We start from the raw sequence: 15555 nt of genomic DNA, 5'->3' as shown, positions 1-15555 counted from the left end.
CTTTTCTGCATGAAGGGCCAGCCCAGTGCTTAGCTTCGTTCTGCGGCGCATCGGGGTCTCGATCCTGATCCTCATCGCCGCATCCTTCCTGATGTACACCCTCGTCGCTCTGGCAAGAGACCCGCTCGAGGACCTGTACGCCTCCAACAGCCCGAACCGCGACGCGCTGATCGCACAGCGCATCGCGTGGCTCAACCTCGACCAGCCCATTCCCGTCCGCTGGTTCAACTGGCTCCTCGGTGCCGCGCGCTGCGTCATCCCGTTCGGCGGCTGCGACCTCGGTGTCACCATCCAGAACCAGCCGGTGACGATCGTCCTGGCTCGTGCCATGGGGGCGACGCTCCAGCTCGTCACGGCATCGACGATCCTCGCCATCGTCCTCGGCGTCCTGGTCGGCATCGTCTCGGCCCTGCGTCAGTACAGCGCGATCGACTACTCCTTCACGTTCGCCAGCTTCCTCTTCTACTCGCTGCCGTCGTTCGTGATGGGTGTTCTGCTCAAGGTCTTCTTCGCCCTCGGCTTCAACGACTGGCTCGACAGCCCGGTGTTCACATGGCCGTGGATCATCGTGCTGAGTCTGGTCTCCGGCATCTTCTGGCAGGCGATCATCGGCGGGCCCAGGCAGCGTCGCCTGATCGTCTTCGCCGCCTCCGTGGTGACCACCGGAGCGATGCTGTACGGCATGAGCGTGACGGCGTGGTTCCTCAACCCGTCGCTCGGCCCGATCCTGACCCCGCTGCTCATCGCCGCGTTCGGCGCGGGCATGGTGCTCATCATCGCCGGCGCGCGCGCACGCTATGCGTGGCGCACCGCCGGAGTGACGGTGATCGTCCTCGTCGCCGCCTACTTCGTACTGCAGCCGTTCCTCAAGTCGTTCAACGGCTGGGGTGTGTTCGCCCTCTTCGTCGCAGCCGGGCTGGTCGGCGCCGTGGCGGGATGGTTCCTCGGCGAGTACGACAAGGGGCAGGCGATCCGCATCGGCGTGCTCACGGGTGTGCTGGGCATGGGCGTGATCGTCCTCGATCAGTTCATGCAGAACTGGAACTCCTATGTCAACAACCCGAAGGTGAACGGACGCCCGATCGCGACCATCGGCTCGGAGACGCCCAACCTGCAGGGCGACTGGTGGATCCAGAGCATCGACACCTTCACCCACCTGCTGCTGCCGACCATCAGCCTCATGCTGATCTCGTTCGCGGCGTACACGCGCTACGCGCGCGGCGGCATGCTCGAGACGCTGAACCAGGACTACATCCGCACCGCCCGCGCGAAGGGTCTTCCCGAGCGCACGGTCGTGGTGCGTCACGCGTTCCGCAACTCGCTCATCCCGATCACGACGATCGTGGCGGCGGACGTGGGCGCCCTCATCGGTGGCGCCATCATCACCGAGCGCATCTTCGCGTTCAGCGGTATGGGCGCCCTCTTCAACCAGGGTCTGCAGCACGCCGACCCGAACCCGGTCATGGCCTACTTCGTGGTCATCGCGGTGTTCGCCATCACGTTCAACTTCCTCGCCGACCTCGCGTACTCGGCGATCGACCCGAGAGTGAGGGTCAAGTAATGTCGATCCCCATCGATCCGGCCCTCGAGCCCCCCACCGCACCTTCCGACGGCGGGGCGCACGTCCAGACCGCCGATGAGCGCGGCATCAGCCAGGGGCGTCTCACGCTCCGACGCTTCCTCGCCCACAAGCCCGCGGTGGTCAGCGCGGTCCTGTTCATCCTGATCGTGGGCTTCGCGGTCTCGGCGACGGGCATCGGTCCGATCCCCGGATGGTGGATCTGGAACTACGAGCAGCTCCTCCCCATCACGAACGGGGGCAAGCCGACCCTGACGCTCTGGCCCTTCTCGCTCGGCGAGCACCCGTTCGGCCAGAACACGGTGGGCAAGGACTACTTCGCGATGGTCATGCGCGGCCTTGTGAATTCGTCCTACATGATGTTCATCATCGGCCTCATCGGTGCCTTCCTCGGAGTCATCGTCGGCGCTCTCGCGGGGTACTACCGCGGGTGGGTGGACTCGGTGCTGATGCGCCTGACCGACATCGTGATCGTCATCCCGGTCATCGTGATCGGCGCGGTCGTCGGATCGGCGGTCGGAAACCTCGGTCCGCTGCTGCTGGCACTCTTCCTCGGCTTCTTCGTCTGGACCGGCATCGCGCGCCTGGTGCGTGCCGAGTTCCTCTCGCTTCGCGAGCGCGAGTTCGTCGAGGCGGCGCGAGTGGCCGGTGCGTCGGATGCCCGCATCATCTTCAAGCACATCCTGCCGAACGCGATCGGCGTGGTGATCGTGGCCACGACCCTGCTCATCGCCGCAGCGATCATCCTGGAGACCTCGCTGTCGTTCCTGGGCTACGGCGTGCGTGCGCCTGACGTGTCGCTGGGTCTCTTGATCTCGGCGAACGAGTCGGCGTTCCAGACCCGTCCGTGGCTGTTCTGGTGGCCCGCAGCCTTCATCGTCATCCTGTCGTTGCTCGTCAACTTCGTCGGCGACGGTCTGCGCGATGCCTTCGACCCGCGTCAGAAGCGCATCGTCTTCCGCAAGGTCAAGGAGCTGCCCGAGGACGCGGTCGTCGTGGCCGGCACCACGGCGGACGTGCCCGAGGGTGCGCTCGTCACGGCGGGCGGTGCAGCGGTCGTGGAGGGCGTCACGAGCGATCGTCCGGACGACGTCCTGGACGACGAGATCGCGCCCGACCCGGATCGTCGCGGATGATGCGCCCGAGGGTCTCAGCCGGTGGCGATGATCAGCGCGATCGACGCCGCAGCGAGCACGACGGACGCGATGAGGAACGTCACGTGCCAGTGGCGCGTGACGGGCGTCTCGTCCGCCACGCCGAGCTCGACCTGACCGGCATCGAGACGGCGGCGCCACGTCTCTCGCACCACAAGGGCCGCGTTGCCCGAATCGGTGCCCATACGGTCGCTCGGGCGGGCGTCGCCACCGGCGGCGCTCGCCTCGCGGCGGGCCTTCGCGTTGCCCATCATCGTCGTGAAGAAGCCCGGCGCCGGCGCCGACCAGGCCGTGAAGCTGCCGGACGGCGTGTGCAGCGTCAGCGCGCGGGCCGTGTCGACGTGCACGAGGGCCTCCCAGGGCACCTCGACGTCGTGGCTCACGTTCTCGATGCGCACACCGCGATCCGACACGACGACGCTGGCGCGCCACAGCGCCATCCAGCCCAGGAGGGCGGCCAGCGGGGCTGCGGCGTAGACCCACGCCAGCCTCGGATCCGCGCTCCATACGGCGGTGATCACTGCGAGCGCCGCAAGACTCCAGACGATGACGGCAGCAATGCGGTTGAAGCGGGAGTCGATGCGGATCGCACGGTCGGTCACCCCCTCATTCTCTCAATCGATCCCACAAGGACCATGAAATGAACGCGTCCCCCACCCCCGTCTCCACCGGCAGTCCGCTGCTGGAAGTGAGCGGTCTGTCCGTGGACTTCGCTGTCGACAACTTCTGGGTGCCGGCAGCGAAGAAGCTGAACTACTCCGTCGAGTCGGGCAAGGCCCTCGCGATCGTCGGCGAGTCCGGCTCGGGCAAGAGTGCGAGCTCCATGGCGATGCTCGGACTCCTTCCGTCCAACGCCCGCGTCACCGGCAGCGTCAAGCTCGGTGGCCGCGAGATCCTCGGCCTCCGCAAGGACGATCTGCGGCGCGTGCGGGGCCGCGAGATCGCGGTGATCTTCCAGGAGCCGATGACCGCCCTGAACCCGGTGTTCACGGTCGGCTTCCAGATCATCGAGACGCTGCGCATCCACCAGGGCATGACGCCGAGCGCGGCGCGCACGCGCGCCCTCGAGCTGCTCGAGATGGTGGAGCTTCCCGATCCGCTCAAGGCGTTCAACTCGTACCCGCACCAGCTGTCGGGCGGCCAGCGCCAGCGCGCCATGATCGCGCAGTCCATCTCGTGCGACCCGCAGCTGCTCATCGCCGACGAGCCGACCACCGCGCTCGACGTGACGGTGCAGGCCGAGATCCTCGACCTCATGCGCGACCTCCGCCACCGCCTCGACTCGGCGATCCTCATCATCACGCACGACATGGGCGTGGTGGCCGACATCGCCGACGACATCGTGGTGATGCGAAAGGGCGAGATCGTCGAGCGCGGCAGTGTCGACGCGGTGTTCAACCGGCCGACGCACCCGTACACGCAGCAGCTCCTCGCCGCGGTCCCGCGCATCGGCGACGCGCAGGGCGAGTCGATCGACACCACGGCGGCCCTCGCCGGTGACACCTCCGTGATCCGCCTGGCCGACGTCGCCGCTCGTGAGGACGAGGAGCGCCGGAAGGGTTTGGGCGCACCGGTGCTCGATTTCACGGACGTCGCGATCGACTACCCGAAGAAGGGGCGCGTGCCCGCGTTCCGTGCGGTCGAGCACGCCAACTTCACCATCTACCCGGGCGAGGTCACCGGGCTCGTGGGCGAGTCCGGCTCGGGCAAGACCACGGTGGGTCGCGCCGCCATCGGTCTCCTTCCGATCGCGGACGGCAAGGCCGAGGTGGTGGGCCACGACATCTCGAAGGCGGACCGACGCCTTCTGCACAAGGTGCACAAGGACGTCGGCATCGTCTTCCAGGACCCGTCGTCGTCGCTGAACCCCCGTCTGCCGATCGGTCAGTCGATCGGCGAGCCGATGCTCCTGGCGAACATCGCGAAGGGCCGCGAGCTGGACGTGAAGGTGCAGGAGCTGCTGGATGCCGTGGAGCTGCCCCGCTCGTACCGCAACCGCTACCCGCACGAGCTCTCGGGCGGTCAGAAGCAGCGCGTCGGCATCGCCCGGGCCCTGTCGCTGCAGCCCAAGCTGCTCATCGCGGACGAGCCGACGTCCGCGCTCGACGTGTCGGTGCAGGCTACCGTCCTTCAGCTGCTGCGTCAGCTGCAGGCGGACATGGGCTTCGCGTGCCTCTTCATCAGCCACGACCTCGCCGTCGTCGACTCGCTCGCCGACCGCATCATCGTGATGCACCACGGGAAGATCGTGGAGCAGGGGGCGACGGGCCAGATCCTGCGCGCGCCGCAGGAGGACTACACGCGGCGCCTGATCGCCGCCATCCCGGTGCCCGACCCCGAGGAGCAGCGCGTGCGGCGTGAAGCGCGTGCGGCCCTGCTCGAAGCAGGCCTGGAGGGCTGATCCACCGCCGAAAGGCGACACACAGCAGTGCCCAATAGAATGGGGATGCCGGCATTCCGGCATCCCCATTCTCTTTCAAGGATTCCCTCATGGCGCGCGCCCTCCGTCCGGACCTCCGCAACGTGGCTATCGTCGCTCACGTCGACCACGGCAAGACCACCCTCGTCGACGCGATGCTCCGCCAGACCGGCTCGTTCGGTGAGCACGCTCACGTCGAAGAGCGCGCGATGGACTCGAACGACCTCGAGCGCGAAAAGGGCATCACGATCCTCGCGAAGAACACCGCGATCACCTACAACGGCGCCCACACCGACGTCCCGGTCACGATCAACGTCATCGACACCCCGGGTCACGCCGACTTCGGCGGCGAGGTCGAACGCGGCCTCTCGATGGTCGACGGCGTGGTGCTGCTCGTCGACGCGAGCGAAGGTCCGCTCCCGCAGACCCGCTTCGTCCTGCGCAAGGCGCTCGAGGCGAAGCTGCCCGTCATCCTCCTCGTCAACAAGACCGACCGCCCGGACGCGCGCATCGCCGAGGTCGAGGAAGAGGCGCACGACCTGCTCCTGGGCCTCGCGTCCGACCTCCACGAGGACGTGCCCGACCTCGATGTCGACGCCCTCCTCGACGTGCCGGTGGTCTACGCGTCAGGACGCGCGGGCGCAGCATCCCGCAACCGTCCCGCCAACGGCGAGCTGCCCGACAACGCCGACCTCGAGCCGCTGTTCGAGGCGATCCTCGAGCACGTGCCCGCCCCGGCATACGACGACGAGGCGCCGCTGCAGGCCTGGGTCACGAACCTCGACTCCAGCCCGTTCCTCGGTCGCCTGGCCCTGCTGCGCGTCTTCAACGGCACGCTCAAGAAGGGCCAGACCGTCGCCTGGGTGCGCCACGACGGCTCGCATTCCAACGCCCGCATCACCGAGCTGCTGAAGACCCGCGCCCTCGAGCGTTACCCGGCCGAGGAGGCCGGTCCCGGCGACATCGTCGCCATCGCCGGCATCGAGGAGATCACGATCGGCGAGACGATCGCCGACCCGGAGGACGTCCGGCCGCTGCCCGCGATCACCGTCGACGACCCCGCGATCTCGATGACCATCGGCACGAACACCTCGCCGCTCGTCGGCAAGGTGAAGGGGCACAAGGTCACCGCCCGCATGGTGAAGGACCGCCTCGACCGCGAGCTCATCGGCAACGTCTCGCTCAAGGTCGTCGACATCGGCCGCCCCGACGCGTGGGAGGTGCAGGGCCGCGGCGAGCTCGCGCTCGCGATCCTCGTCGAGAACATGCGCCGCGAGGGCTTCGAGCTCACGGTCGGCAAGCCCCAGGTGGTCACGCGCAAGGGCGAGGACGGCAAGGTCAAGGAGCCGTTCGAGCACCTCACCATCGACGCGCCGGAGGAGTACCTCGGCGCGATCACGCAGCTTATGGCGGCGCGCAAGGGCCGCATGGAGACGATGGTCAACCACGGCACCGGGTGGGTGCGCATGGAGTTCGTCGTGCCCTCGCGCGGCCTCATCGGGTTCCGCACCGAGTTCCTCTCGATCACCCGCGGCACCGGCATCGCCAACGCGATCTCGCACGGCTACGACGACTGGGCCGGCCACATCCAGGCCCGTCAGAACGGCTCCATCGTGGCCGACCGTGCCGGCGTCGTCACCCCGTTCGCCATGATGGCGCTGCAGGAGCGCATGAGCTTCTTCGTGCAGCCGACCGAAGAGGTGTACGAGGGCATGGTCGTCGGCGAGAACACGCGCGCCGACGACATGGACGTCAACATCACCAAGGAGAAGAAGCTCACCAACATGCGCTCGTCGACCGCCGACGAGCTCGAGCGTCTCACTCCGCCCCGGCAGCTCTCCCTCGAAGAGAGCCTCGAGTTCGCCCGCGACGACGAATGCGTCGAGGTGACGCCCGAGAAGGTGCGCATCCGCAAGGTGATCCTCGACGCCACCGAGCGCGGTCGCGCGGCGTCGCGCCTCAAGCGCCAGGACGCCAACGCGTAATCCTCGAACGGATGCCGCGACCCTGCGCCCTGCGAACGGGCACGGAGTCGCGGCATCCGTCGTCTCAGAAGAGGCCACCGGTCGACGCGCGGCCCGGCGCCCGGTGTCGGGCCCGTCGGTAGCATGACGAGGTGACCCTCGACCCGCACTTCGACGATGCGCACAGCGCCGGCGAAGGCGGCAGGGCCGTGCGCGAGGGCCTCGGCGTCGCCCTGGCGACCAGCGCGTACGGCATCTCGTTCGGCGCTCTCGCGGTCGCAGCGGGGCTCGACGTCTGGCAGACCTGCGTGCTGAGCCTCGTGATGTTCACCGGCGGCTCGCAGTTCGCCTTCGTCGGAATCGTCGGCGCCGGGGGACTGGCCGCGGTGCCGGCCGCGATCGCGTCGGCGGCGCTCTTGGGGGTGCGCAACGTGGCCTACGGCATCCGCATGTCTCCCGTCGTCGGCGCCGGCTTCTGGCGTCGCGCGGCTGCGGCGCAGTTCACGATCGACGAGTCCACCGCTGTGGCGCTCGCTCAGCGCTCACCGCACGCGCGGGCGCTGGGCTTCTGGGTGACCGGCATCGGGATCTACGTCGGCTGGAACCTGTCGACGCTCGCGGGTGCGCTGCTCGGCGACGTCCTCGGCGATGTCCGAGCATACGGGCTCGACGCCGCGGCCGCTGCCGCATTCCTCGCGCTGCTGTGGCCGCGCCTGCGTGCGCGGCAGCCCATCGTGGTCGGCGTGGCCGCGGCCGTCGTCGCGACCGCCCTGACGCCGGTCCTCATGCCCGGTCTTCCCGTCATCATCGCCGCGCTCGTCGCGATCGTGGTCGGCTGGGTGAACTGGCTCGGCGAGGACGAGCGGATACACCCCGAGCCCGATGACATCGCCGAGAGGGAGGGGCTGCCGTGACCATGTGGACGGCCATCCTCGTGGCCTCGATCGTGTGCGTCGCGCTGAAGACGGTCGGATATCTCATCCCCGGCAAGTGGGTCGAGGCGCCCACGCCGATGCGCATCGCGGACCTCCTCACCGTGGCGCTGCTGGCCGCCCTCGTCGCCGTGCAGACCCTCGGCGCCGGCCAGGCCGTGGTGGTAGACGCACGGGTACCCGCCGTGCTCGTCGCGGCGGGTCTGCTGATGCTGCGCGCCCCGTTCCTCGTCGTGGTCGTCGCGGCGGCGCTCGTGGCCGCGCTCCTTCGGCTGTGGGGGTGGGCGGCGTAACCCGCCCGCGCATCCGCACAGAGGGGCGCGGAACGAGCGCAGAGCTCCCCTCGGTACGATCGAGGCATGCGCCCATCCGTCCCCGCCCGCATCGGCAGCTGGATCATCGCCCTGCTGGTGGGACTCGTGTACGGCGTCGCCGGAACGGTGGCCCACGCCTACGCGATCGGCTGGTTCCCGCTGGGCTTGATCCTCGCCGTGATGGGCTCCGCCGCCCTGCTCCTGGCCGTGCGACTGCTCACCTCCGATCGCTGGGCGACCCTCGCGACAGGCGTCGGGATGATGGTGTCGACCCTCGTGTTCTCGGGCAGCGGCCCGGGAGGCTCGGTCGTCGTGCCCCAGTCCGAGCTCGGGGTGGTGTGGACCATCGCCGTGCCGATCCTCGTGGCACTGGCAGTCGCCTGGCCGGATCGCCTCCCGCGGATGGACTGAGCGCGTCGGACTGCGGATCGCCATCGGAGGTCGCGGCTAGACTGGCCGGGTGACGTACGTGATCGCCCTTCCCTGCGTGGACGTCAAGGACCGCGCCTGCATCGACGAGTGTCCCGTGGACTGCATCTACGAGGGCGATCGGTCGCTGTACATCCACCCCGACGAGTGCGTCGACTGCGGCGCCTGCGAGCCGGTCTGCCCGGTCGAGGCGATCTACTACGAAGACGACCTGCCCGACGAGTGGCAGGACTACTACAAGGCCAACGTCGAGTTCTTCGACGACATCGGCTCTCCCGGCGGTGCCGCCAAGGTCGGCGTCATCCACAAGGATCACCCGATCATCGAGGCGCTCCCGCCGCAGGAACACTGACGTGGGGGTCGCCGACCTCGCCGACTACCCCTGGGACGCCGTCGCGCCGTACGCCGCACGCGCACGCTCCCACCCCGACGGCCTCGTCGATCTGTCGATCGGCTCGCCCGTGGACGCCACGCCGGCCGTCGTCGCCGATGCGCTCCGCGCCGCGACCGACGCGCACGCGTACCCGCAGACCGTCGGCACCGCCAGCCTGCGCGCGGCCATCGCGCGCTGGTACGACCGGCGCCGTGGCGTTCCGGGGCTGAATGCCGAGAACGTGCTCCCGACCGTCGGGTCGAAGGAGCTGGTCGCACTCCTCCCGCTGCTGCTGGGCCTCGGCCCCGGCGATGTCGTGGTCCATCCCCGTGCCGCGTATCCGACGTACGAGGTCGGGGCTCGCCTGGTCGGCGCGACACCCATCGCCGCCGACGATCCCGCCGAGTGGCCTGACAGGACGCGCCTCGTCTGGGTGAACTCGCCGGGCAACCCCGACGGCCGCGTGCTCGACGTCCGAGCCCTGCGCGGCGCCGTCGGACGCGCCCGTGAGCTCGGCGCCGTGCTGGCGTCCGACGAGTGCTACGCCGAACTGGGATGGGATGCCCCGTGGGACACCGAGCCGGTGCCCTCGGCGCTCGATCCCCGCGTGACCGGAGGCGACCTGCGCGGCGTCCTCTCGGTCTACTCGCTGAGCAAGCAGTCCAACCTGGCCGGCTACCGCGCCGCGTTCCTCGCCGGCGATCCTGCCGTGATCGCCCGCCTGCTGACTGCGCGAAAGCACCTCGGACTCATGCTCCCGCTTCCGGTCCAGGCGGCGATGACCGCAGCACTCGAGGACGACGCGCACGTCGCCGCCCAGAAGGAGCTCTACCGCCGCCGGCGCGACGTGCTGCGCCCGGCCGTCGAGGCCGCGGGATTCCGCATCGATGCCAGCGAGGCGGGCCTCTACCTGTGGGCGACCGAGGGGCGAGACGCCTGGGAGAGCCTCGGCCGTCTCGCTGATCTCGGCATCCTCGCCGGCCCCGGCCACTTCTACGGCACCCACTTCCCGCAGCACGTCCGGCTGTCGCTCACCGCGACGGACGAGCGCATCGCTGCGGCCGCCGCTCGCCTGCGCGAGGAATCAGACATCGCGATCTGAGGATTCCTCTATCGGATGCTGCGGGCCTTTGGCCGTGTCAACAGTAGGCGTGGCGGCGCACTAGGCTGTAAAAAGCGCGGCGACGCGGCATCCCTCGTCCCGCCCCTCCATCCTGATGCAGCCCGTTCCCGGTGCCGTACAGGACTGGACGACACCCCCGGTACGACCAGAAATCGCGAGGAGGCGCCGTGAGCGACGCGGGCACCCAGCACGAGAAGGCCACCCTCACGATCGGTGACAGCACCGCCGAGTTCCCGCTTCTGCGGGGCACCGATGGCACACCGAGCGTGGACCTCTCCACCCTCACCCGCCAGACCGGCTACACGGCTCTCGACTACGGCTTCGTGAACACCGCGGCGACCAAGTCCGCGATCACCTACATCGACGGCGACCAGGGCGTGCTGCGCTACCGCGGCTACCCGATCGAGCAGCTCGCGAAGAACAGCACGTACCTCGAGGTCGCGTGGCTGCTCATCTACGGCGAGCTGCCGAGCGCAGACGAGCTGGCGGAGTTCGATGAGAAGATCCGTCGGCACACGCTGCTGCACGAGGACCTCAAGCGCTTCTTCTCCGCCCTGCCGCACACCGCGCACCCGATGTCGGTGCTGTCGTCGGCCGTGTCGGCGCTCTCGACGTATTACGAGCACCAGTCCGATCCCAACAATCCCGAGCACGTCGAGCTCAACACCATCCGCATGCTCGCGAAGCTCCCGGTGATCGCGGCCTACGCGCACAAGAAGAGCATCGGCCAGGCATTCCTGTACCCCGACAACTCGCTCGGGTTCGTCGACAACTTCCTCAAGCTCAACTTCGGCGTGCTGTCGGAGGTCTATCAGGTGGATCCCGTCATGTCGCGGGCCCTCGAGCGGCTGCTCATCCTCCACGAGGATCACGAGCAGAACGCGTCCACCTCGACCGTCCGCCTCGTGGGCTCGACCGGCGCGAACCAGTTCTCGTCGATCTCGGCCGGCATCAATGCGCTCTACGGCCCGCTGCACGGCGGCGCGAACGAGGCCGTGCTCGACATGCTGGCGCGCATCCGCGACTCCGGCGAGAGCGTGCAGCGTTTCGTCGAGCGGGTCAAGAACAAGGAAGACGGCGTGAAGCTCATGGGCTTCGGGCACCGTGTCTACAAGAACTACGACCCGCGCGCGAAGCTGGTGAAGGAGTCGGCCGACGAGGTGCTGTCGGCCCTCGGAGTGAGCGACCCGCTGCTCGATCTCGCCAAGGAGCTCGAAGAGATCGCGCTCAACGACGCGTACTTCCAGGACCGCCGCCTCTACCCGAACGTCGACTTCTACACGGGCGTGATCTACAAGGCGATGGGCTTCCCGACCCGCATGTTCACGGTGCTGTTCGCCATCGGGCGGCTTCCCGGCTGGCTCGCGCAGTGGCGCGAGGCTGCGAGCGACCCGCAGACCAAGATCGGCCGCCCGCAGCAGCTGTACATCGGCGCTGAGGAGCGCAGCTACCCCGGTCTGTCCTGATCCGGAACGGATGACGGATGCCGCGCCCCCGAGTGGGAGCGCGGCATCGTCGTCGAACGGGTCGCTGTCGCGGTGTCAGCCCACCTCGGCCAGCGTCGCTTCGTCGGCGTTCTCGAGTGCGGCCGGGGATGCAGCATCCGTCCGTCCGCGTGGCCGCACGGTGAGCACGAGGATCGCGGCGATGACCGCCCCCGCCGCGAGCGTCAGCCACGCGACGGCGTAGCCGTCGAGCGCGGGGGTGCCGCCGGGCTCGACGACGCCGAAGACGACGGCCGTCGTGAACGCCGAGCCGACCGCCGACCCGATCGTGCGCAGGTTGGCGTTGACTCCGGTGGCGATGCCGGTGCGGTCGGCCGGCACGCTCTCCACGATGATGCTCGCCGTCGACGCGTACGCGAGGCCGATGCCGAGTCCGAACACGCCGCCCGCGATCGCCAGGGTGACGATCGTCTCGTGGTCGAGCACCGCGAACACGACACCGCCCGCCATGAGCAGCGCGCCCAGTGCCATCATGAGCCGCAGCGGGATGACCCGGGCGATCGCGCCGGTCGCGAAGCCGACACTCGACATCCCGATGAGGAGGGGGAGCAGCGCCAGCCCGGCCGCCTGGACGCCGAGGCCGAGACCCCACCCCGACGTTACCGGTGTCTCGAGGAACTGCGGGAGGTATCCCCAGAACCCGAACGCGGCGGCTCCGATGAGCAGCGCAGCCGCATTCACCGGCCAGATCGCCCGGGATGCCATCAGGCGGAGGTCCACGAGCGGCTCGGGCGAGCGGAGTTCGGAGACGACCCACGCGATCATGAGGAGCACCGCGGCGGCGAACAGCGTGAGGGTGAGGGGCGATGCCCAGCCCCAGCGCGCACCGGAGCTGAGCGGAACGAGCAGCGCGATGAGCCAGCCGGACAGGAGCACGGCCGAGAGCACGTTCACGTGCCCGATTGCCCGCAGGCCGGCCGGCGGCACGAGCATCATCGTGAGCACGATGCCCGCGACGGCGGCAACGAACGGCACGGCGAAGATCCCGTGCCAGCCGAGGAGCTCAGCGAGGGGACCTGCGAGCACGCTGCCCGCGGCGCCGCCGATGCCGATGATGGCGCTGGTGGCGCCGATCGCCCCGGTGAGCTGGTGGCGGGGCATGACGTCGCGGAGCAGACCGAACGCCAGCGGGAAGAGCGCGCCGCCGACGCCCTGCAGTACGCGGGCGAGGATGAGCACCTCGAGGTTCGGCGCGAACGATGCGACGACGTCGCCGATCGCAACGACGGCGAGCACGGCGAGGAACGTGTTGCGGCGGCCGCGGAGGTCGCCGATCCGACCGAGCAGGGGGGTCGCGACGGCCGCGGCGATCAGCCACGACGTGTTGGTCCAGGATGCCGCGTCCGCCGTGACCCCGAAGTCCGCGGCGATGAGGGGGATGACGGGGATGACGAGGTTCTGAAGCAGTGCGAGCGAGGCGACGCTGAGAGCGATCGCCACGAACGCAGCGCGGGGTGTGAACGGGACAGTGGGCATCGACGGGCCTTCCGATGGGTGCGGATCCGGTGAATGCGGGATAAAGTGGAGGGGATACTCCGAACGGAGGATGCCTCCGCTTTGAGATTAGCGGAGGGTGCCTCCGTTTCGCAAGCACAGGTTTCGCCGATGCCGGAGGGCTCGGCTCGGGTCATATGGGAGGGGCGGTCATGGCGGTCGTCGAGCGGACATCCGCACTGGACGCGCGTCGCCCGCAGCGGGCTGATGCCGCGCGGAACTTCGACGCGCTCGTCGCCGCAGGCCGCGCAGCGTTCGCGGAGGACGGATCGAGCGCTTCTCTCGAGGACATCGCCCGCCGTGCCGGCGTCGGGATCGGGACGCTCTACCGCAACTTCCCCACGCGCGACGACCTCATCGAGACGCTGTACCTGGGGGAGGTCGACGCGCTCGCGCGCGCGGCAGACGAGGTCGCCGACCTCGAGCCCTGGGAGGCGCTGCGCGCATGGCTGGACCGGTTCGTCGCGTACGTGGGGACGAAGCACGCGCTGCTCGACGGGCTGAACCGTCGCTCCCCGGTGCTGGCGGAGTGCCGGACGATCATGCTCTCCGCGGGTGAGCCGCTGCTCGAACGAGCCCAGGCTGCAGGCGACGTGGACCCCGACATCTCGATCGGCGACGTGGTGAAGCTGGTGTCGGGAGTGGCCGCCGTCGCCTCGTTCGACGACGAAGCGCAGCGACAGCGTGTGCTCAACCTGGCGATCAACGCCATCCGCCGCTGAGCAGGCGGCATCGGACGATCGAGAGTCTGCGGGCGAAAAGACGAGACCGCCCCGTCACGGTTGACGGAGCGGTCTCAGTGCGAGCCGGGCTCAGGCGTGGAGCGCGTCGTTGAGCGTGACGCCCACTCCGGCACGGCGCACGGCCTCGACCGCACCGGTGAGAGAGTTCCGGCGGAAGAGCAGGCCGGCACTGCCGGAGAGGTCTGCGCCCTTGGCTGTCGGAAGTGATCCGTCGGCTCGACGAGGCTGGTCCGCGAGGACGACCTTGGTGCCGGCGGTGACGTAGAGTCCGGCTTCGACGACGCAGTCGTCGCCGAGCGAGATGCCGATGCCGGCGTTCGCCCCGAGCAAGGTGCGGGCGCCGACGGACACCTTGTGGGTACCGCCGCCGGAAAGCGTGCCCATGATCGAGGCGCCGCCGCCGATGTCGCTGCCGTCGCCCACGACCACGCCTTGCGAGATGCGGCCTTCGACCATGCTCTGGCCCAGGGTGCCGGCGTTGAAGTTCACGAAGCCCTCATGCATGACCGTCGTACCGGGCGACAGGTATGCGCCGAGCCGCACGCGGGACGCGTCGGCGATGCGCACGCCTGCGGGGGTGACGTAGTCGAGCAGGCGCGGGAACTTGTCGAGCCCCTGCACCTGGATGCCTTCGCGGGCGAGGAACGGGCGCAGGCGCGTGAGTGCGTCGGGGTGGATGGGGCCGGCGTTGGTCCAGGCCACGTTCGGCAGATGCGCGAAGATCCCGTCGAGGTTCACCTCGTTGGGGCGCACGAGCAGGTGCGACAGGGCGTGCAGGCGCAGATAGGCGTCCGGCGTCGAGGTGGGGGCGCCATCGAGGTCGGCCTCGATCGCGACGACATCGACGGTCACTGCTCGGCGCGCATCGGCGACTGCGAGGCGGTCGAGCTCGTCGGGCGGCATCTGAGGGTCGTAGCCGAGCGGGATGCGTCCGGCAGCGGGGGAGGGGAACCACGTGTCGAGCACGGTTCCGTCTTCGGCGGTCGTCGCGAGGCCGACGCCCCACACCCATCGTTCTTCGGTCATGCGAACAACGCTAGCGCGGACGGCCCGGGCCGGTTCCCGCGTGTTTCCGCGCGGAACGCACAGCGACACGCCCGGGGTGCGTGCTGGATTCGACGGTGGGGTGGATGCGGCGTAATGTTCTTGTTGTTCGCCCCAAAGGGTAGAGCGGAAGGCCTCTGGGTCTGGCTCCCCTCAAGTAGCGGACCGTCCCATCTGATCTGCTCCTGGCGAGTGGGCCGGGTTCCGGTTTAGGATGGGTTTCTTCCACTTCTGTGATTGCTGATTCCTCGGCTGTGGTCTGGCGTCGTGCCTGACTGTGCTGGGTTGACAGCGTGAGACGGATGTGTAAGATAGTGAAGTTGCCCCACGGTGATGGTTGAGATGCCGGAGCGTGGGTGCGTCCGATCTTTGAGAACTCAACAGCGTGCACTTGTCAAATGCCAATTTTTTCTCTGTCGACCAGTTTTCTGGTTGGTGGGGGTCTTTTTGGATCAATTCATGGATGTCAGTTTGATATTCGT

Annotated in this window: 14 protein-coding genes; 11 read left to right on the top strand and 3 right to left on the bottom strand. The window is 68.8% G+C overall.

Annotated features, from left to right (window positions below; genetic code table 11):
- Positions 1 to 25: 25 nt before the first annotated feature.
- Both JNB61_RS13440 and JNB61_RS13435 read left to right on the top strand, forming a co-directional pair.
- Positions 26 to 1561, top strand: coding sequence for an ABC transporter permease (locus tag JNB61_RS13440; RefSeq protein ID WP_220292903.1), 1536 nt, complete (start codon positions 26 to 28; stop codon positions 1559 to 1561).
- Positions 1561 to 2715, top strand: coding sequence for an ABC transporter permease (locus tag JNB61_RS13435; protein ID WP_220292904.1), 1155 nt, complete (start codon positions 1561 to 1563; stop codon positions 2713 to 2715). The genes JNB61_RS13440 and JNB61_RS13435 overlap by 1 nt, the downstream gene beginning before the upstream one ends.
- A 14-nt stretch (positions 2716 to 2729) precedes the next feature.
- On the opposite strand, the gene JNB61_RS13430 is transcribed toward JNB61_RS13435, so the two are convergent.
- Positions 2730 to 3335 carry a PH domain-containing protein gene (locus JNB61_RS13430; RefSeq protein ID WP_220292906.1) on the bottom strand — a complete coding sequence of 202 codons (606 nt, stop codon included), beginning with the start codon at positions 3333 to 3335 and terminating at the stop codon, positions 2730 to 2732.
- Positions 3336 to 3373: 38 nt separating this feature from the next.
- On the opposite strand from JNB61_RS13430, the gene JNB61_RS13425 reads away from it, so the two are divergent.
- From JNB61_RS13425 to JNB61_RS13390, 8 genes are all read left to right on the top strand, one after another.
- Complete coding sequence (locus tag JNB61_RS13425; RefSeq protein WP_220292908.1) at positions 3374 to 5134, top strand: ABC transporter ATP-binding protein; 1761 nt, start codon at positions 3374 to 3376, stop codon at positions 5132 to 5134.
- Between the two features lie 89 nt (positions 5135 to 5223).
- Positions 5224 to 7137: a translational GTPase TypA gene (gene typA / locus JNB61_RS13420; RefSeq protein ID WP_220339956.1), complete on the top strand. Its 1914-nt coding sequence runs from the start codon at positions 5224 to 5226 to the stop codon at positions 7135 to 7137.
- Between the two features lie 131 nt (positions 7138 to 7268).
- Entirely contained in the window at positions 7269 to 8030 is a 762-nt protein-coding gene (locus tag JNB61_RS13415; RefSeq protein ID WP_220339955.1) for an AzlC family ABC transporter permease, read from the top strand.
- Positions 8027 to 8341: an AzlD domain-containing protein gene (locus tag JNB61_RS13410; RefSeq protein ID WP_159843373.1), complete on the top strand. Its 315-nt coding sequence runs from the start codon at positions 8027 to 8029 to the stop codon at positions 8339 to 8341. Before JNB61_RS13415 ends, JNB61_RS13410 begins: the two co-directional genes overlap by 4 nt.
- A gap of 66 nt (positions 8342 to 8407) precedes the next feature.
- Entirely contained in the window at positions 8408 to 8773 is a 366-nt protein-coding gene (locus tag JNB61_RS13405; protein WP_220339954.1) for a DUF6113 family protein, read from the top strand.
- Between the two features lie 49 nt (positions 8774 to 8822).
- Positions 8823 to 9143, top strand: a complete 321-nt coding sequence (gene fdxA, locus JNB61_RS13400; RefSeq protein ID WP_018170155.1) for a ferredoxin — start codon at positions 8823 to 8825, stop codon at positions 9141 to 9143.
- A 1-nt stretch (position 9144) separates the two neighbouring features.
- Entirely contained in the window at positions 9145 to 10266 is a 1122-nt protein-coding gene (gene dapC, locus JNB61_RS13395) for a succinyldiaminopimelate transaminase (protein ID WP_220339953.1), read from the top strand.
- Between the two features lie 188 nt (positions 10267 to 10454).
- Positions 10455 to 11753 carry a citrate synthase gene (locus JNB61_RS13390; RefSeq protein WP_159843379.1) on the top strand — a complete coding sequence of 433 codons (1299 nt, stop codon included), beginning with the start codon at positions 10455 to 10457 and terminating at the stop codon, positions 11751 to 11753.
- A gap of 75 nt (positions 11754 to 11828) precedes the next feature.
- On the opposite strand, the gene JNB61_RS13385 is transcribed toward JNB61_RS13390, so the two are convergent.
- Positions 11829 to 13268: an MFS transporter gene (locus JNB61_RS13385; RefSeq protein ID WP_220292913.1), complete on the bottom strand. Its 1440-nt coding sequence runs from the start codon at positions 13266 to 13268 to the stop codon at positions 11829 to 11831.
- A gap of 170 nt (positions 13269 to 13438) precedes the next feature.
- Between JNB61_RS13385 and JNB61_RS13380 the strand changes: the two genes are divergently transcribed.
- Positions 13439 to 14008 (top strand): TetR/AcrR family transcriptional regulator, encoded by a 570-nt coding sequence (locus JNB61_RS13380; RefSeq protein ID WP_159843382.1) that lies wholly within the window; start codon positions 13439 to 13441, stop codon positions 14006 to 14008.
- Positions 14009 to 14098: 90 nt separating this feature from the next.
- On the opposite strand, the gene dapD is transcribed toward JNB61_RS13380, so the two are convergent.
- Positions 14099 to 15055, bottom strand: a complete 957-nt coding sequence (gene dapD, locus JNB61_RS13375) for a 2,3,4,5-tetrahydropyridine-2,6-dicarboxylate N-succinyltransferase (protein ID WP_220339952.1) — start codon at positions 15053 to 15055, stop codon at positions 14099 to 14101.
- Between the last annotated feature and the right edge of the window lie 500 nt (positions 15056 to 15555).

The sequence above is a fragment of the Microbacterium ureisolvens genome (genome assembly GCF_019511645.1).
Taxonomy (GTDB): domain Bacteria; phylum Actinomycetota; class Actinomycetes; order Actinomycetales; family Microbacteriaceae; genus Microbacterium; species Microbacterium ureisolvens_A.
The sequence above is the reverse complement of the archived record's forward strand: the minus strand, read 5'-3'. Positions and strand labels throughout refer to the sequence as shown.